The 17061-nt window shown below is 40.5% G+C and carries 17 protein-coding genes and 2 tRNA genes; 10 read left to right on the top strand and 9 right to left on the bottom strand.

Going from position 1 to position 17061, the window contains the following annotated elements; translation table 11 throughout:
• From C825_RS23545 to C825_RS23565, 5 genes are all read right to left on the bottom strand, one after another.
• The gene (locus tag C825_RS23545; RefSeq protein WP_010800419.1) at positions 1-1173 is read right to left on the bottom strand and encodes a hypothetical protein; all 1173 of its coding nucleotides are present in this window, start codon (positions 1171-1173) and stop codon (positions 1-3) included.
• A 5-nt stretch (positions 1174-1178) separates the two neighbouring features.
• Positions 1179-1394 carry a helix-turn-helix domain-containing protein gene (locus tag C825_RS23550; protein ID WP_081615960.1) on the bottom strand — a complete coding sequence of 72 codons (216 nt, stop codon included), beginning with the start codon at positions 1392-1394 and terminating at the stop codon, positions 1179-1181.
• A 72-nt stretch (positions 1395-1466) separates the two neighbouring features.
• Positions 1467-2408, bottom strand: a complete 942-nt coding sequence (locus tag C825_RS23555; RefSeq protein WP_010800421.1) for a HipA domain-containing protein — start codon at positions 2406-2408, stop codon at positions 1467-1469.
• The gene (locus tag C825_RS23560; RefSeq protein ID WP_010800422.1) at positions 2401-2739 is read right to left on the bottom strand and encodes a HipA N-terminal domain-containing protein; all 339 of its coding nucleotides are present in this window, start codon (positions 2737-2739) and stop codon (positions 2401-2403) included. Before C825_RS23560 ends, C825_RS23555 begins: the two co-directional genes overlap by 8 nt.
• Positions 2736-2942 (bottom strand): helix-turn-helix transcriptional regulator, encoded by a 207-nt coding sequence (locus C825_RS23565; protein WP_010537094.1) that lies wholly within the window; start codon positions 2940-2942, stop codon positions 2736-2738. Before C825_RS23565 ends, C825_RS23560 begins: the two co-directional genes overlap by 4 nt.
• A 735-nt stretch (positions 2943-3677) precedes the next feature.
• Here C825_RS23565 and C825_RS23570 point away from each other — a divergent pair.
• Both C825_RS23570 and C825_RS23575 read left to right on the top strand, forming a co-directional pair.
• Positions 3678-4709 carry an alcohol dehydrogenase gene (locus tag C825_RS23570; RefSeq protein WP_010800423.1) on the top strand — a complete coding sequence of 344 codons (1032 nt, stop codon included), beginning with the start codon at positions 3678-3680 and terminating at the stop codon, positions 4707-4709.
• Between the two features lie 81 nt (positions 4710-4790).
• Complete coding sequence (locus C825_RS23575) at positions 4791-5600, top strand: TrmH family RNA methyltransferase (protein ID WP_010800424.1); 810 nt, start codon at positions 4791-4793, stop codon at positions 5598-5600.
• A 36-nt stretch (positions 5601-5636) separates the two neighbouring features.
• Here C825_RS23575 and C825_RS23580 read toward each other — a convergent pair whose 3' ends face one another.
• Positions 5637-6551 carry a hypothetical protein gene (locus C825_RS23580; protein WP_010800425.1) on the bottom strand — a complete coding sequence of 305 codons (915 nt, stop codon included), beginning with the start codon at positions 6549-6551 and terminating at the stop codon, positions 5637-5639.
• Positions 6552-6771: 220 nt separating this feature from the next.
• Here C825_RS23580 and C825_RS23585 point away from each other — a divergent pair, with 220 nt between their 5' ends.
• Positions 6772-7041, top strand: a complete 270-nt coding sequence (locus C825_RS23585) for a hypothetical protein (RefSeq protein ID WP_007654037.1) — start codon at positions 6772-6774, stop codon at positions 7039-7041.
• Between the two features lie 71 nt (positions 7042-7112).
• Here the strand turns inward: C825_RS23585 and C825_RS23590 are convergent, their stop codons facing one another.
• Entirely contained in the window at positions 7113-9014 is a 1902-nt protein-coding gene (locus C825_RS23590; protein ID WP_010800426.1) for a DUF2075 domain-containing protein, read from the bottom strand.
• Between the two features lie 6 nt (positions 9015-9020).
• Positions 9021-11174 carry a DNA/RNA helicase domain-containing protein gene (locus C825_RS23595; RefSeq protein WP_010800427.1) on the bottom strand — a complete coding sequence of 718 codons (2154 nt, stop codon included), beginning with the start codon at positions 11172-11174 and terminating at the stop codon, positions 9021-9023.
• Between the two features lie 121 nt (positions 11175-11295).
• Between C825_RS23595 and C825_RS23600 the strand changes: the two genes are divergently transcribed.
• The 6 genes from C825_RS23600 (at position 11296) to C825_RS23625 (ending at position 16622) form a co-directional block, all read left to right on the top strand.
• Entirely contained in the window at positions 11296-11637 is a 342-nt protein-coding gene (locus C825_RS23600) for a nucleotide pyrophosphohydrolase (RefSeq protein ID WP_010800428.1), read from the top strand.
• Positions 11638-11740: 103 nt separating this feature from the next.
• Positions 11741-12592 carry an SDR family NAD(P)-dependent oxidoreductase gene (locus tag C825_RS23605; protein WP_010800429.1) on the top strand — a complete coding sequence of 284 codons (852 nt, stop codon included), beginning with the start codon at positions 11741-11743 and terminating at the stop codon, positions 12590-12592.
• Positions 12593-12646: 54 nt separating this feature from the next.
• Complete coding sequence (locus C825_RS23610) at positions 12647-13288, top strand: nucleotidyltransferase domain-containing protein (RefSeq protein WP_007654048.1); 642 nt, start codon at positions 12647-12649, stop codon at positions 13286-13288.
• Positions 13289-13367: 79 nt separating this feature from the next.
• Positions 13368-14048: a DUF4476 domain-containing protein gene (locus C825_RS23615; RefSeq protein WP_010800430.1), complete on the top strand. Its 681-nt coding sequence runs from the start codon at positions 13368-13370 to the stop codon at positions 14046-14048.
• A complete protein-coding gene (locus tag C825_RS23620) occupies positions 14045-15670 on the top strand; it encodes an RluA family pseudouridine synthase (protein WP_010800431.1) in 1626 nt (541 codons plus the stop codon). The genes C825_RS23615 and C825_RS23620 overlap by 4 nt, the downstream gene beginning before the upstream one ends.
• 19 nt (positions 15671-15689) lie before the next feature.
• Entirely contained in the window at positions 15690-16622 is a 933-nt protein-coding gene (locus C825_RS23625) for a GNAT family N-acetyltransferase (RefSeq protein ID WP_010800432.1), read from the top strand.
• 61 nt (positions 16623-16683) lie between these two features.
• On the opposite strand, the gene C825_RS23630 is transcribed toward C825_RS23625, so the two are convergent.
• Positions 16684-16757 (bottom strand) — tRNA-Pro (locus tag C825_RS23630).
• A gap of 188 nt (positions 16758-16945) precedes the next feature.
• Here C825_RS23630 and C825_RS23635 point away from each other — a divergent pair.
• A tRNA-Phe gene (locus C825_RS23635) sits at positions 16946-17018 on the top strand.
• Positions 17019-17061 lie beyond the last annotated feature (43 nt).

Here is a 17061-nt window from a genome sequence, read left to right on the forward strand (position 1 = left end):
TTAGAATAAATTCAAAAAATAATAATCACTTTTAAAGCAGCTTTTACAGTAGCATTCGGTCATATATACTGGATAAAGATGATTTGCCCATCTTGCGTCTGTACCATAACATACAGGGTTACGCTCATTAATAAGATTGGCTGTAATAGAATCTATTTCATCCGTAGATAAACCATACTCAGCCTCTTTACCGGTCATAAGCATTTTCTCCACTTTAAGAATACCTGCATATGGAGATTCAGTTTTGCTAATATCTCTGACACGAACATACCAAATTGCAAAATTTACATTGCCCCACTGTTCTCCTGGCTGCCAAAGGAACGCTGGAGTGCGATGATAAAGCGGTAATCGGGCTATTTGTCCTGCACTACTTTGGTCTTTATTGTCTTTCATCAAGTTCGGATTAAACTTTTTTGAAACCCCAATAACATGGCGATAGTTATTACGAATATGAGCTAGCTCTTTGAAATCCCCTGTTTTCATAGGTTTGTATTGGATTGAGCCATCTTTAATCAAATAGCAGTCTTGATTCAAAAGGTTTTTACTCACAAGATGTGAAACAATACGCTTTTCGCATTCTATCATCTCGTCTTGTATTTTTGCTATCCCTTTATTTTCAAAAGTTTCATGGCCTTCAAGTTTGGTCGGGTAATATAAAATTTTATCTAGTTGTACCCCTGCATTTATCATTTGTGGAAGACCATTTAGTTTATTACAAAGGTTACGGAAAAACACATAATTGTCTATTCCTTCCCCATTAGCAGTTACTGGCAAACAAAGCACCGGATATGATTCTTCATAAACATGATGAAAACTCTTAAATGTATTATCCTCATTCATATCTCTGCTACAACATGCCACAGATATTTGTCCGCTTACAATCGGGAACACTTTCTTGTCATACTGAATATCATCAACTTTATACACCCGACGAGACCCATCCAAGAAATATTTAAACAATGGCGCACCATTCATGAGAATTGCGGCTCTTTGTTGCATATCTCTTGGTTTAGGATCATGAACATCCTCAGCATACTCTTTTAAGTTAATATATTCCTTTTCCGCTTCACCATACTCAATAGCAGGCGCAATTATTGTGTCATAACAGTATTTGAATGAGGTAAAACAAGCCCCTTGTGTTTCTTCTGCAATATATTTCAACAATTTGCCCATATTACTTACTTTGTGGGAGTTATTAGTGTTCTCACATCAATATCCAACAAGTTTGCGATTTCCTGTAATTGGGCAATAGATGGTTGCGACTTATTTGAACACCATCTTGAAATTGTATTCTCTGACTTACCCATTTGCTCTGCCAACCATCTATTAGTTCTTTGCTTTTCTGCAAGCACGACTTTAATCCTATTCATCACTATTTGTTGATTATTCGACACTAACATTCGATTTATACTCATTAAATTGCAAACAAAAATACATCAAATTTTCCATATAGCCAAGAAGCCAACTTACAATCCCTGTGAAAGCCTCGTAAATCGTTCATTCAACAATTCGCAATACTTTTCTTTTAGCTCAGTACTTAGGAAAGAGTTTTGAATGACAGTCTCAAACTTAGGCAATAGCTTGACATACTTATTTATCAGTCGTTCTACAATTACATTCTCTATACCCAAAGTAGCTGCCGATTTGAAAAAATCCTCCCTTTGAAGCTTTTTCTTCCGACCGTTCAAGGTTAATGCCAACTCTTCATCATCCATGGGATTAACGATAACCGCATTTAGCAAATCGTAAGCAGGAGTCAAACGTATTTTATCCGCTGCCTCATACAAAGAGAAGTTTTTCAAGTGCATATCGTTGTTACCTGTCAGCCAAGAGAAAAGTACTAACTCGAAGAAATTGGTAACATCCATTTTGGGCAAAGACGAGTATTTCAAAACAGCCTTACCGATACGTTCATAACTGCTCTTGTATTTATGCTCCGTTTGCCTTTCCGTCAATTGGCACATATCCTCCATTGCTGTCTTCTCTCCGGCAGAAGTTCTGTCAATCCGGCGGGTAAGATAGCACAGCGAATCATCCGCCATTCGCATCAGCGTGTGAGGAACCACCTCAATACGTGCTACCTCTGCAAGGTGCATGGTTAAATCCTCGACCTCCGGCATCATTTCATATTGTGATGTCTGAGGTTTACAGATATAACCGCCCCATAGCCCGACAATAGTCAATCGCTTGCTACCATCATGCTCATTCAGATGCAAGGATAATTTCGGCTGGACACCTGTCAAAGAGGTTTGGTCTTGAATGATTTGCAGAGCAAGCTGGTCTAATTGCTCCGTCGTATAATCAAGAACAGGCAATGTTGTTGTACCGAAGAATTTCTTTATACAAGCCTGATGCATATCCTTTTCCCCCTTCAGGAGCGGACGATAACAATACAGACAATTACACATGGTTCACCTCCTTTTCTTCCATAGGAACAACGCTTACCGCTCCGATACAATCTTTACAACAGGTCAACAACAATGACATTCGGTCAAGAATACTGATGTCTGTATTCCGCAATGCAACATCCAGCAGCCATCCTTCAGGTATCAAACCATCGAAGAACGGAAACAGCACAGAACTTGTGTATGCATCTGCTTGTAAAGGCAATGTAAGGCTAACAGCCTTTGCCGTTTCCGAAGAGAGATATTCCGGCAAATAACGGAACTCATATCCTGCATCGTTTTCTGTCAAAATCCCAGCCAACTGGGCTTTATAAAATATATGGGCTTGTCTCATTGATTATTATTTTTCTGAATAGCAACCATTTCATAATTGAAGAAATCAAGAAGCTGATTTACCTTATCAAGGCGCAGCGTTTCCTTTCCCTGTTCAAGGTCTCGCACAAAACGCAATCCTACCCCCGACTTCAAGGAAAGTTCTTCTTGCGTCAGGTTATATTGCTTTCGCAGCATCTTGACCGTAGTAGAGAGATTATTCATAAGCATCAAACGTTTAAAATCCAAGATTTCACAATAAAGGCTGTACCTCGGAATAAATCAAATAATTTGATTCTTCACTCGGTTTGCACTTCGTTTATACCTTTTCGGGTGCAAAGTTAATACAAATATCTCACATTATACCATAAGGGGTATAATTAATTTTTCCACCAACATTATTATATCAGATAAGGTATAATACAGTAAGATTCAAAACCACAAATTAAAGTACATAGGCACCATTCCACACTTTTCCAAGCGAATAATTTAGTTTTGTTACACTTTTCCAAACGAATCAACATTCCCAATACTCGGAGCGAAAAATTCAACCGCAAATCGCAGAAATTCCAAGAAAAACACTACCTTTGTATTCAACAAGCGTTCTGTAACATCCATGCGGAAATGACCTATCATTCAACACGTTGAATCTGACAGCGGACAATTCTCAAAATGGCTGAAAAGAGGCGGTACAACACGTATATGCAAAACAATGAAATACAACGGTTTGCATTTGTCCCTACATTCTGTGTATTTGTAAAAACGGAGGTTGTACCGATTAAAATGAAGAGTCACTGATAATCAGTGATGTAAATATGCTGCATCGGGAAATAGGTAATAATTTCCAACGATTTCCATATATCATCAATAATTATTAAGGCATTCGAAACACATGATTGCAGTTGATGAAATAACTATCTTTGCGGTAGATAGAATCGATTAATTAACAAAGAGATTATTATGCTTGCATACACATATATTGAACAAGGTAAATTTGAATTACGAGACAAACCGGAACCAAAAATTACGGATACACGGGATGCAATCGTACGTGTGACTCTTGGCAGCATCTGCACCAGCGACCTGCATATCAAGCACGGTAGTGTACCGCGTGCAGTACCCGGAACAACAATCGGACATGAGATGGTAGGTGTCGTGGAGGAAGTGGGAACTGATGTCACATCAGTCAGACCCGGCGACAGAGTGACTGTGAATGTCGAGACTTTCTGCGGGGAGTGTTTCTTTTGTCACCACGGATATGTCAATAACTGTACCGATCCCAACGGTGGTTGGGCCTTAGGTTGCCGTATCGACGGCGGACAGGCGAAATATGTCAGAGTACCCTATGCCGATCAAGGGCTGAATCGTATCCCCGATACGGTCAGTGATGAACAGGCTCTGTTTGTCGGTGATGTACTTGCCACTGGTTTCTGGGCAACTCGTATCTCAGAGATTACAGAGAAAGACACTGTCCTCATCATTGGTGCCGGTCCTACCGGTATTTGCACTTTGCTCTGCTCGATGCTGAAGAATCCGAAGCGTATCATTGTCTGTGAAAAGTCTCCCGAGAGGATTCAGTTTATCCGTGAACATTATCCCGAGGTACGGATAACGACACCTGATAACTGCAAAGAGTTTGTACTCAAAAACAGTGATCACGGCGGAGCTGATGTTGTTCTGGAAGTGGCGGGAACTGAAGATAGCTTCCGGATGGCGTGGGAGTGCGCTCGTCCCAATGCGATAGTCACTATTGTGGCTCTTTACGACAAACCTCTGCTTTTCCCTTTACCTGATATGTATGGTAAGAATTTGATTTTCAAAACAGGTGGAGTAGACGGCTGTGACTGTGCAGAGATTCTCAGACTGATTGAGGAAGGTAAGATAGATACCACTCCTCTTATCACCCACCACTTTCCGTTGAACGAGATAGAGGAGGCATATCGTGTTTTCGAAAACAAACTGGACGGTGTCATCAAAGTCGCTATTTATTAAAGACTTGTTTAATGCCTGTTAAAACGACCTGTTATATGAATAAAACGATTGTATGTCTAACCGAAAGTTATAAATAAGAATATGCCTGTTATCGAAATATCCTCTTTATCTCATCCCGGTGTTGAAATGTTCTGTACCCTCACCGAAGCTCAGTTGCGCAACCGTATCGAGCCTGATAAGGGTATTTTTATCGTAGAAAGTCCAAAGGTTATCACAAGAGCTTTGGACGCAGGCTTTGAACCTTTAGCTATTTTGTGTGAGCATAAACATATCACAGGAGATGCTTCCGACATCATTGAACGTTGTGGTAATCTGCCTGTTTATACGGGTAGCAGAGAACTACTAGCGACATTGACCGGCTATGTTCTGACACGAGGTGTTCTTTGTGCCATGCGTCGCCCTGCGGTACGCAGTATGGAAGAGGTATGCCGGGAAGCCCGACGCATCGTCGTTATCGACGGAGTTGTTGATACAACCAATATCGGTGCCATTTTCCGTTCGGCAGCTGCCTTTGGAATCGATGCCGTATTACTGACGCGTAACTCTTGTGACCCGTTGAACCGCCGTGCGGTCAGAGTATCGATGGGAACAGTCTTTCTTGTGCCATGGACTTGGATGGATGGTTCTCTCAGTGACTTGGGCAAATTGGGATTTCGTACTGTAGCCATGGCGCTCACGGACAACTCTATTTCCATTGATGATCCGGTCCTGGTAACCGAACCCCAGCTGGCTATCGTGATGGGTACCGAGGGAGACGGACTTCCACCGGAAACAATTGCTGAAGCCGACTACGTAGTCCGTATCCCTATGTCGCCCGGTGTCGATTCACTCAACGTAGCCGCTGCGGCTGCCGTAGCTTTCTGGCAGCTTCGTGCTCCACAATCCCCCTAAGATTACTGTCCTAAACCTTTGTCTGCTTTTAATTCCTCAATCGCATCCACCCAATAATCCCTCTCTCAATAAAATATCTTCTAACTTTCTCCTTGCAACGATAGTCCGGCTATGAACTGTACTAATTTTCATGTTTTTCAGAAATCCTTCACGATATTGAATATCCATAATCTCCTTCATAAAAAAACCGGCACACTGTAATAAAAAAGCATCCCGACAAGCAGGCGCTAAATAACCAATATAATGCAACAAGTCTTTATATGGTAGTTTATCATCATTGAACAGATGCGGATATTTTTTTACAAAAGATAAATCCCGATAATCAACACCTTCTCCTTTAAAATCCATTTTCTCCTTTGAATCAGACAAGCGAAAACGATAAGTTACTTCCGGAATACGTTTTAGTTGCAAACATTCATTAATAGCTTCGCATGTATTGCTACACGGTACCCGTTCTACAGTACCATCAATCTTAAATTTAGAACGACTATAAATTTTAAACCTGATATCCTTAGCCGTATACCGCTCATAAGTATCAATTATATCCAATTGAAGATTAGGTTCCAATTGTAATAGGACATATGTAAAAAGAGGTTCCTGGGTAAAAGATATCTTTTCAATCATAAAAAGAATAGATCCATCATTTTCATCTCTTTTGCCCGCACGTGTTCCCGGCAAAAGATTCAGATGAAAAAAAGTCTCATTCCACCAAAATATAATATCCCTGCTATCCTGAACTTTCTCTTTAAAAAATATTTCTAAGGCTTTTGAATATGAATGTTCTATTCCAAGAAATTGTCCCCTGTAAAGATTTTCATTAACTTCTTCAATTATTTCCGACATGTCTTTTCCTAGATATTGTTCTTTAGAAATATATTTTTCCATTGAAAGAATATGTTGTCTTTCAAACCAGGAGCGACTGCTTTCACTTTTCATTTTCACTGTTTTCATTTTGCTTTTACATTAATTATTTCACTTCAAAGGTAAAAGTTTTTTATGCCTGTCTTATAATATTTCGAAATCTCATTTTCCGAAAAACAGCATCTTCATGGTTACCGTTTACAGCCATAACAAGCTATAAACAAACAGGTTACAAATCAAATACTATATATATAATTTATTTTATTAACTTAGTACCGGCAATTTATATTAATCACTAAAAAAACATAGCATGAGTCAACCGGATAATAAATCAAAAAGGGCAGTAATTGTATTCAATAAAAAAGGTGAATACGTGGCTGTTATAGCGTCTATCACTCAAGCAGCATTAATACAGGGAGTGAATAAAAAACTCATTTATTACAATTGTATAGGAAAATCTATTATGGTTGGCAACTTTTATTTTCGCTTTTATCTTTCTGAGCTTGGACTGACTCTCAGTGATTTGGATAATCTCACTGTACAGAAATACGATGAATTATATCGGGAAGCAACCGAATAAAAACAAAGTAAACCGTTTTTTAATGAAAACGGATAGCAGCCAAAGTTCGTTTTCTACTTCTACTCACAGTATCAATCCTTCAACATTAATCGTCTCCTAAAATAATCAGCTACTTCCTTATCCACACAATAAATATAACACCCTTTCATCCCTCTTGACATTAATACCCGGTAAATATTACGAACATATGTATCGAAATTCTTCCTGTCTTTTTTCAATACAGGATCATAGGTGGCGGTTATTTCTGTATCCAAAGAATCCGCAGAGGCATTATATTTCAGATCATTACCAACAATAACACCTATATAATCAAAATCAAAACCCTGGGCCGTATAAATACATCCCACCTGCTTAATGCCATAAGGAGAATAAGCCCATTCATACCAAAAGCAATAACCTTCGGGAAGATGTCTTCGATCCGTTACAGACATATGGGTTTCCCATGGCATGTGAAATGTACCTATTTTAATATCATTATTAATGACCAAACCTGTCTTTTTCAGATCAGACCACTCCCAACAAAACCCAGCCGTCAAACGAGCCTTCATACCCGGTTCACTATTCTTCTCCCTAATAGCCCGATATAATTCAGCTGGATCATCAAATATCCTAAAATCATACTCTTCTGCGGAAAATGAACAGGAAGCCGTCCGGGGATATAACACATCCTCCAACCAATTCAAATAATTATCCGAACCGTTACAACGGAACTGGGATTCCAAAACTATATTTTCAATTTTACAGTGATTGGTTTGTGCACAAGACGTTATCAAACCCGTTTTCCCTATCTCTGAATGACGAATAGCCTGACGATCATCAATGAAAAACACACAGGAGCGAGCTGCACGAATAAGAGTCTCAATCTGAGACAACTCAGTCCAATGATCCTTTTTCGTATACTTATTGTTCGGGCTCAACTCTATCCGGTGGGCCTCATCCACCAGCAACACATCGACTCCATTTTCCATACAGCGAGCCGGTATAAAGTCATTCAAATTATGAAACAATAAATTGGCCTCCTGCCTCCCGACCATACACTTTATAGCTTCCAGCAAAGGTTTCGACTTTGTAGCAAACATTACACGATATCTACCTTTCGCCGACAGTTCTGCCAATACTTTCAAAGCAATGACCGTTTTCCCTGTTCCTGGTCCTCCGTTGACTATCACAACATTCTTCCCGTACCTGTCACTATTACGCAAATATGCTAATATATCATTACGAGCTTCGATCTGCTTCCCTACTAATGACAATTTATCATTTAAAGTCAATATATCACTTATGTTTTCCAATAAATTGACCGAAGGGTACAGCGGACTGAAACAAAACTCATTAAACACGGCTTCTCCGCTTCCATGCGAAAAAAGAGTATGCAATAAACCTGCCAGTTCATCCTTTTCGTTGGCAGCATAAGTCCTGAACTCTTCCTGCAATACATCAAACTTCGGATTAAACAAAACTCCGTCATCGTCTTTCCTTATATAATTAAAGCAATAAGCACACCCCTGTAAATTCAAACTATCCGTACTTACCGCCTCCACAAACGCCTTCAGATATCCATGATAACCTTTCACCTGTTGCGAAGGATGCGCAGCTGTTTGTATTTTTCCTCCGGTATACGCCTCCACAAAATTTCCGGCACTGGATGCAGGAAATATACCATCTTCGCTCCATTGCTTTAATTCAATGTGCATGACATTTTTACCATCCTCCGAATCACACCCGAATATCATACAATCTATCCGACACCCGGAATAAGGGACCATCAATTCAAAGACGAGATATACGTCTTTTATCCTGCCGGCCTTCAACAATTCCTTTATTTTTTGACCACTTGCTTTATAGGAACGTTGCTCTGCCTCACCTACATTTATATTTTGACGGGATGCATTTTCAATCATCAATTGCTGAAAGCGACCCTGCTTTACATCCTGAAAAAAATTCTCAGAAGAAGCGGCATAAAAACTATTCATGGTGGTTTATTTTTGTCCGATCAGTTGTTTGATATGTTCACGTGTCTCTTTATCTTTGATATAAAGAAAATTTCCTTTAGTTGCCCGGGTCAATAAAATTCGGTATGTCCCTGTTACCCTTCTAAACAACGCCTCCGAATCCGGAGTCAGCGCAATTAAAGAACGCTTTTTGCCTATTTTGGATTTCACTGATTTTTTAGTAGAGGCAATGGCTGTTTCTTCTATATAGTTCAGGTCCAACATCCACTTCCCGTTTCTCCACACCAAATCTTCCAACCAGAGAACACCGATATATTCATAATCGAAACCACGAACCACATAAGGACACCCGACTTCCGATAACGGATCATCCTGCATCGCATCTCCCCTTCCCAAAATATAATTAGTATAAGATGTGTGATCATTCCAATACTTATAAAAAGTTCTGTTCTCTCGGTCCGGAAGAACAAAATCGCACGATTCAGGAAATACAGCATGCATATCCGGTATATTCTTACTTATCCATTTACGTGAATAGGAAGAGACAATACGAGCATCCATCGTTGTCTGACTAATTTTGTTACGCAACGCATGCTCCATATCACTGGGATAATCAAAAACAGTCATCGGTATTTCCTCTATCCATTGAGACACATTATCAATCTCTTTCCCTTGTAAAACGCTTTCTACCCAATCCACATATTCTTTGGAACCTCCGCAACGGAATTGTATCCCTTCCAAGCTGATAAAATGAACCGTAGCATTAACCATCTTTGCGATGTTCACCAGATCTTCCAACGATGTAGATTCATTATCACGAAACGATTGATCGCCGTCAATAAAAAATACAGAAATACAGCTTGCCTTCATTATATGATAAGCCTGAGGTCCCATTTGGTAACACCATCCGGCAATTTTGTTACCTTGAAATCTTGGAGAAGAAGGGTCTATCAAGGCATGAGCCTCATCGACAATACTCAGAAAATGTTGATCAGGTTTATATGTAATACCAACCGTTTTTTCCAAATAGTCCGTATAGTCTTTCCAGTACATTCTGTTGAGTTCCTTACTGTTATCGGATCTGTGAACAATATATCTGGAATCCAGACGTTCGAATTCATTCTGATATCGCTCTTTCACCTTAGCCCCGTTAAGTCCGGGATTAAAGGCATTTGCCTTTATTATCAGCTTGTCTGCATTATATCTTTTTCCGTGCTCCTTAAAAATATGTGCCCAATTATCGTTTTGTGATGAAGATGTTGTGACATATAGGACGTTATTTTCTGAATCCGGTTTGTTACAAGCATGATATTGCCGGACCGCATCAAACCATAAATTCACAGCCATTGCCGATTTTCCGGAACCTGGAAGACCTTGTACTATAATGACTTGTTTACTCCTGGAAGTGACCGTCTCCGATAATTTATGTTGTACTTCGGCATATCCTTCCCGCTGTTTTCCTAACAAAACAAAAGGCTTCGCTGTACTTTCCGCAAAATTACGGGCAACCTGCAAAAGAATCTTTTTATCTTGCTTATAATACCCCTTTACAAAGGTTTTAGCAAATTCTTCATCCCCAACAGACAAGCGATCACAAATAAAATGACAAAGATCACCTTTCAACATTGTATCAAATAACAGATATTCTCCTGTCAATTTATCGTTCGGAGCAGATTTATAAGGTTCAAGATTGATTCTCTGGGTGAAAAATACGCAACCGTCCACATTCACATTTTGTTCCAACACTACAGAGTGAAAATGTCTGCAAAATTCAATGTAACCTTTCACCTGGTCCGCAGGATGCTGCTGGCTGGCGCCATGACGGATCATCAACCCTTCAAAACATCCGGGAGTATCCTTGCTGTTTTCCTGCCAGTTCTTCAGTTCTAAAATAATTGCCTGCTTTTCATTCTCCTTATTTCTTCCTATCAGCACCAGATCACACCAGAAAGAAACAGACGGTAGTTTGTATTCCAATGCAACATGAGCATCCGCCAGCCCTTTATTTTGCGCCATTGCCATTGACAAAACAGAAGCCACCTCAGGGAAAGACTGCTTCCAAGCTATTTTTTCTTCCTGACTCACATGCCTGGATATCTGAGATAAATCGTCAATCAACGCATGAATGTTATTAGTCACCCTGTCGCAAAAGTCAGAAACCTTGTATACTCTCGTTGTCATATTTTCTATTTCTTATTACCTACAAATGTAAAAACATATTTAATAAAATAATCACAATCTTTCTATTTACATTACCAGCAATTTCATATCTTCGTTATTCGTAATTTAGAACAGACAGCATATGACTACAAACAATTCTGATATAGAGCTAATAATGAAAGAAATAGTCCGTTTCACCGAGGATAGGGATTGGGATCAGTTCCATAACGGAAAAGACCTGGCTTTGGCATTATCGATAGAGGCATCCGAACTGAACGAAGCATTCCTTTGGAAAAATCCGGAAGAAGTAAACATTGAAAAGGTAAAAGAAGAATTAGCTGATATCATGAACTACGCATTCCTGATCGCCCATAAATACGACATGGACATCAAAGAAATCATACTGAACAAACTGAAAAGAAATGGTGAAAAGTATCCGGTAAACAAAGCCAAAGGGAGTGCCAAAAAATATAACGAATTATAAAGGAATTGGTTAATAGCCTGACAATATAGAGTTCTTAAAAATACCAATCTGGAATTGCAACTAAACAAGTATTATAAAGACAGATCATAAAAAACTAAACATCATGGCAGATAACTATCTGGAAAGAAAATATCAGGAATATCAGTCTCAAAAATCTTCCGCTACAAAGAGCGGCTACGGCAAGAAAAAAACAACTCCAATCCACAAAATGCGCAGAGTTTTCGTGACAGGAGGCGCTGACGGTATCGGAAAAACAATTGTCAAGGCGTTCCGTATGGCCGGGCACCGTGTAGCTTTTTGTGACTGGAATGAAGAATCAGGAAAAGAAACAGCCGAAAAAACCGGTACCACTTTTTATCACGTAGATATCAACAATAAAGAAGCTCTTGAAAACTGTATGCACCATATCCTGGAAGATTGGGGCGACCTGGATATCATCATCAACAATGCCGGCATCAGTAAATTCGCCTCTCTCACAGAAACCAGCGTGGAAGATTTCGACCAGACTTTATCCGCAAACCTGAGACCGGCATTTATTACCTCCCGTCTGCTCGCTATTCACCGTCAATCACAAACGACACCCAACTCGTACGGCCGGATTATCAACATATCGTCCACTCATTACCCAACAAACAGACTTAGCTGCGAAGCATACGCCGCATCTAGAAGTGGCATATGCTCATTAACACAGACACTTGCCATGTCTTTATCACCTTGTCATACAACGGTTAACTCCATTATTCCGGGTTGGATACAAGCAGACGATTACGACCAGATCGACCCGGAAGCCCATCCCATACCCTTTTCCGGACGAATGGGAAAACCGGAAGATATAACCCGTATCTGTCTGTTCCTTTGTCAGGAAGAAAATGATTTCATTAACGGTGAAAACATAACAATTGATGGCGGAACCACCAGGACACCCATGACCATCATTGAAAAACAACAACTTTAAACGATTATTCTTTTAAAAGATTGTACCTTTGCCCCAACATAAAATTATATCATTATGAGACTGACACGCAAACAGACAATCTGCGATATTCCTATCCTGAAAATCAGGGATTATTTTGACCACATCAGACCCGCTCTGATATCCCCGGAGATGATAAGCGAGCAATTCGACCTCAACAAAGAGAAAACGAAAGAGCTTATCGATGCCTTATTATCCGAAGGATATATCGAAGCTGCCAAGAAGAAAGGGAAGTATCAACTGACCATTAAAGGTCAAGCCCTTTGTGTAGCCCGGTATACAAATCCACTCAACAAGGAAAAGGCCGATAAACTGTTTAAGGAATTCATGGAACGGGTCGAAGAGATCAACAGTAATGAGTTTTACCTGTATAGAGTCTCCAAAATCGTTTTATTCGGCAGTTATATTGATCCTGAAAAAACAGATTATTCAGACATCGACATTGCGTTTGAACTCTCCCGCAAGGCCAAAAGCCATGAGGAATTTATGGAAATGGACGAGCAAAGAATTAAGGAAGCAGAACTCGCCGGAAAATCTTTCCCTTCCTTCTTCGATCAAATCGGATACACGGAACGTGTCGTACTGCTCAAGATGAAGAATAAATGCCGGTATATCAGCCTCCATCGTATGTATGACGGAATATTGAATATTACGAAAACCAAACAAGTTTATCCCTAAAGAGTAGTCATAATCTGATATTCCTTTATATATTTGTTTTCTACAAACAAACAATATACATATATAAAGTTCGAAGATCATGAAAACAAAAACATTCATAGCACTTGCACTGATCATCAGTTCCATATCCTTTTGTAGTTGCGGAAGTTACATGACCGGCAAAAGTGCTATCATGAAGGTTGAAAAAGGGATGGCTAAAAAAGAAGTCGTCAGTCTGCTCGGTGAACCCGACTTTCGCCGGTTCGATGAACAAGTTGAAGAATGGGAATACAAGAAAACAAATCCGCTGACAGCGGAAACAACCATCATTATAGTCAACTTCATCAACGAAAGGGTGAGCAATATGAACTCATTCGACGGTGATAATTATCCAGCAAACCCTCCAGTTGCCATTTATCCTCCCGGTGATATCGATTACGGAAAACATCCCCATCCATCCCGCCCGGATGACCACAGAAGACCATCCAGGGTTATAAACGAAAAAGACTTTCAGCAATTATACAACAAGGTCAAACAGAAACCGTTTAAAGACGACCAGCTGGAACTTCTTGAAATGGGGGTTACCAATAAAAATTTCACCTGTAAACAGTGCATACGCCTCATGTCCATCTACACTTTCGATGATGATAAACTGGAAGTATTGGAAATAGTGGCCCCGCATATCGTCGATTCCGAGAATTACGAAGACATTATCAAGTCGCTGAGCTTTCTTTCCAGTGAAGAAAAAGCGAATAAAATATTGCGCCGATCCCAGAAATGAACAAGTTCCATCAGTTACCTTTTCCGGTTACGCATTTTCATTTGCCGGAAAAGTTTACTTATCCATTCCATTACACACCTCATCCTTTATGCGTAGCGGTAGCAGCCGAGGTACAAAAATATCTGCAAAACAAGGATGAATGGAAAAGTGATCTGGAGCAGGGGAAGATGTTCGGTGTCCTGATCGTACAAACCCAGACAGGAGAGACCGGCTATCTGGCCGCTTTTTCCGGTATTCTGGCAGGGAAAAATTTGCATGATTATTTCGTCCCTCCCATTTACGATCTCCAACAACCGAACGGTTTCTTCCGGATCGAAGAAGATCAGATTTCTGCTATCAACGCCCGCATCAAAAAGGCTCAGACGGATAAACACTATCAGGCTACCAAGACACTACTGGCAGAAACAATCGACCAGGCAGAAAAAGCAATCTGTACAGCCAAAGAAGAGCTGAAAGAGGCCCAACAAAAACGAGAAGAAAGGCGCAAGCATACCTCCGACGAAAACGAACTGGCAAACATGATACGTGAAAGCCAGTTTCAAAAGGCTGAATTAAAACGGCTAAAAAAACAATGGGATGAACGTATTTCCGCCATACGATCAGAAGCAGAGACATTAGACCAGGCGATAGAGCAGCTGAAAACAGAACGCAAAACCCGCTCAGCCGCTCTCCAGCAACAACTTTTCGAGCAGTTTCGGATACTAAACGGGAAGGGGGAGACGAAAAACTTATGTGAAATTTTCAAAGAGACTACACAACAAGTTCCTCCTGCCGGGGCCGGAGAATGTGCAGCACCCAAATTATTACAATATGCCTACCTCCATTGCCTGAAACCTGTTGCTATGGCAGAGTTCTGGTGGGGTAATTCGCCTAAAAGAGAAATACGCCATCATGGATATTTCTATCCGGCTTGCAAAGGGAAATGCGAACCGATTTTAAAGCACATGCTGCAAGGATTGAATGTAGAAGAAAATCCGCTATTAAACGACTTGCATCGTGACACGGAACTTGAAATCCTGTTCGAAGATAACTGGCTGGTAGCAATTAACAAACCTGCCGGAATGTTATCTGTTCCAGGCAAAGCGGATATAGACTCTGTCTACCATCGACTAAAAACACGTTATCCCGAAGCAACAGGACCTATGATAGTACACCGCCTGGATATGGCAACCTCCGGCATATTACTGGTTGCCAAGACAAAAGAAGTACATCAGAACTTACAGGCACAGTTCAAGAGCCGAATGGTAAAAAAGCGTTATGCCGCGTTGCTTGACGGAACAGTCATACCCCAAGAAGGCATTATCGACCTTCCCCTCTGCCTCGACCCTATGGATCGTCCCCGGCAGATTGTGAGTACGGAACATGGCAAACCAGCCATCACCCAATATAAGGTTCTTGCCCACAACGGGAATCGGACACGCATTGCTTTCTATCCGCTTACAGGACGGACGCACCAGTTGCGTGTACATGCTTCCCACCCACTAGGCCTCAATGCTCCTATTATCGGTGACGAATTATATGGCAAAGGAGCCGACCGCCTTTACCTGCATGCGGAGTTCCTTGAATTCCGGCATCCGGTATCAGGCCAAATCATCCAGATAGAGAAAAAGGCTGGATTTTAAATTCTAAAACAGGACAATCATGAAAGAAAAGCAACAACAAACAATGTATGAAGCTGCTTCCATAAGAGATTACGACGAACTAATCCAGCTATGGGAAGCATCTGTACGCAGCACTCATCATTTCCTGACGGAAGATGATATCCAATATTACAAACCTCTGATAAGAAACGAGTATTTCCGTGCAGTAGAACTCTACATTATAAGAGACAGAAAAACAGAGCAAATCACCGCCTTTATGGGATTAAGCGACGAACTGATCGAAATGCTTTTTGTTCATCCTGCACAGCAAGGAAAAGGCTTGGGAAAAACATTGCTTGAATATGCCATACGGGAAAAGAAGATGCAGAAGGTAGATGTAAACGAGCAAAATACCCAAGCCCTGCATTTTTACCAGAACAGAGGATTCGAGGTCATAGCGCGGGATGCTATTGACGGACAGGGAAAAGCTTATCCAATCCTGCATATGCAGTTAAAACCAGTCCGCCTGAGAAAAGCTGAAGCAGGCGATCTTCCGGAACTTCACTCCGTCTTCGAGCAGAGTGTAAGAAATAGTTGTAAAAAAGATTATACGCCCGAACAAATCGAAGCCTGGGTACAACGTGCCTCTCCTGAACGTTGGCAGGAATTATTCACAAGCGGCCTGCAATTTATCGTTGCAGAAGAAACAAAATATTTCCGGATAACAGGATTCACTTCTTTTAATAGCCAAGGATATTTACACAGTATGTTTATACTACCCCAGTTCTGTGGTAGAGGTATTGCCACCCTGTTATTGGATTTTGCAGAAGAATTTGCACGCAACAATCATATACCCTACCTCTTTTCAGAAGTGAGTATTACCGCCCGTCCTTTTTTCGAAAAACGGGGGTTCATCGTAGAACAGGAACAGCTTGTCAAAGTAAATAATGTTGAAATGGATAATTTCCGGATGCGGAAGTCCTTATATATATAATGTACGTATAAAGGATATCAAAAAAAGAGGTAAATCATTTCTGATTTACCTCTTTTTGTAGTCGGGATGAGAAGACTCGAACTTCCGACCTCCACGTCCCGAACGTGGCGCGCTAGCCAACTGTGCTACATCCCGTTTTTGATTACGGCTGCAAAGGTACAACTATTTTTGAATCCGCAAACACTTTCGATGTTTTTTTTCAAAAAAAATATTGCATTCACCCCTTCAATTTCTTCAAATGCATTTTTTTCGACATTTTTTTCATGAAACATTTGGAATGTATCATATTTTCCCTACCTTTGCACCCGTTAAACAAAACAAACGGTACCATAGCTCAGTTGGTAGAGCAAAGGACTGAAAATCCTTGTGTCCCCGGTTCGATTCCTGGTGGTACCACTGAAAATCAAGCAGTTACTTTTAAAGTAGCTGCTTTTTTGTT

The sequence above is a fragment of the Parabacteroides sp. ASF519 genome, from assembly GCF_000364265.2.
GTDB classification, from domain to species: domain Bacteria; phylum Bacteroidota; class Bacteroidia; order Bacteroidales; family Tannerellaceae; genus Parabacteroides; species Parabacteroides goldsteinii.

Coding starts and splice junctions, on each gene's coding strand:
- C825_RS23575 (WP_010800424.1), top strand. CDS start 4,791: ATGCCTGTTATCGAAATATCCTCTTTATCTCATCCCGGTGTTGAAATG.
- C825_RS23570 (WP_010800423.1), top strand. CDS start 3,678: ATGCTTGCATACACATATATTGAACAAGGTAAATTTGAATTACGAGAC.
- C825_RS23605 (WP_010800429.1), top strand. CDS start 11,741: ATGGCAGATAACTATCTGGAAAGAAAATATCAGGAATATCAGTCTCAA.
- C825_RS23610 (WP_007654048.1), top strand. CDS start 12,647: ATGAGACTGACACGCAAACAGACAATCTGCGATATTCCTATCCTGAAA.
- C825_RS23595 (WP_010800427.1), bottom strand. CDS start 11,174: ATGACAACGAGAGTATACAAGGTTTCTGACTTTTGCGACAGGGTGACT.
- C825_RS23615 (WP_010800430.1), top strand. CDS start 13,368: ATGAAAACAAAAACATTCATAGCACTTGCACTGATCATCAGTTCCATA.
- C825_RS23625 (WP_010800432.1), top strand. CDS start 15,690: ATGAAAGAAAAGCAACAACAAACAATGTATGAAGCTGCTTCCATAAGA.
- C825_RS23545 (WP_010800419.1), bottom strand. CDS start 1,173: ATGGGCAAATTGTTGAAATATATTGCAGAAGAAACACAAGGGGCTTGT.
- C825_RS23600 (WP_010800428.1), top strand. CDS start 11,296: ATGACTACAAACAATTCTGATATAGAGCTAATAATGAAAGAAATAGTC.
- C825_RS23560 (WP_010800422.1), bottom strand. CDS start 2,739: ATGAGACAAGCCCATATATTTTATAAAGCCCAGTTGGCTGGGATTTTG.
- C825_RS23565 (WP_010537094.1), bottom strand. CDS start 2,942: ATGAATAATCTCTCTACTACGGTCAAGATGCTGCGAAAGCAATATAAC.
- C825_RS23620 (WP_010800431.1), top strand. CDS start 14,045: ATGAACAAGTTCCATCAGTTACCTTTTCCGGTTACGCATTTTCATTTG.
- C825_RS23580 (WP_010800425.1), bottom strand. CDS start 6,551: ATGAAAACAGTGAAAATGAAAAGTGAAAGCAGTCGCTCCTGGTTTGAA.
- C825_RS23590 (WP_010800426.1), bottom strand. CDS start 9,014: ATGAATAGTTTTTATGCCGCTTCTTCTGAGAATTTTTTTCAGGATGTA.
- C825_RS23585 (WP_007654037.1), top strand. CDS start 6,772: ATGAGTCAACCGGATAATAAATCAAAAAGGGCAGTAATTGTATTCAAT.
- C825_RS23555 (WP_010800421.1), bottom strand. CDS start 2,408: ATGTGTAATTGTCTGTATTGTTATCGTCCGCTCCTGAAGGGGGAAAAG.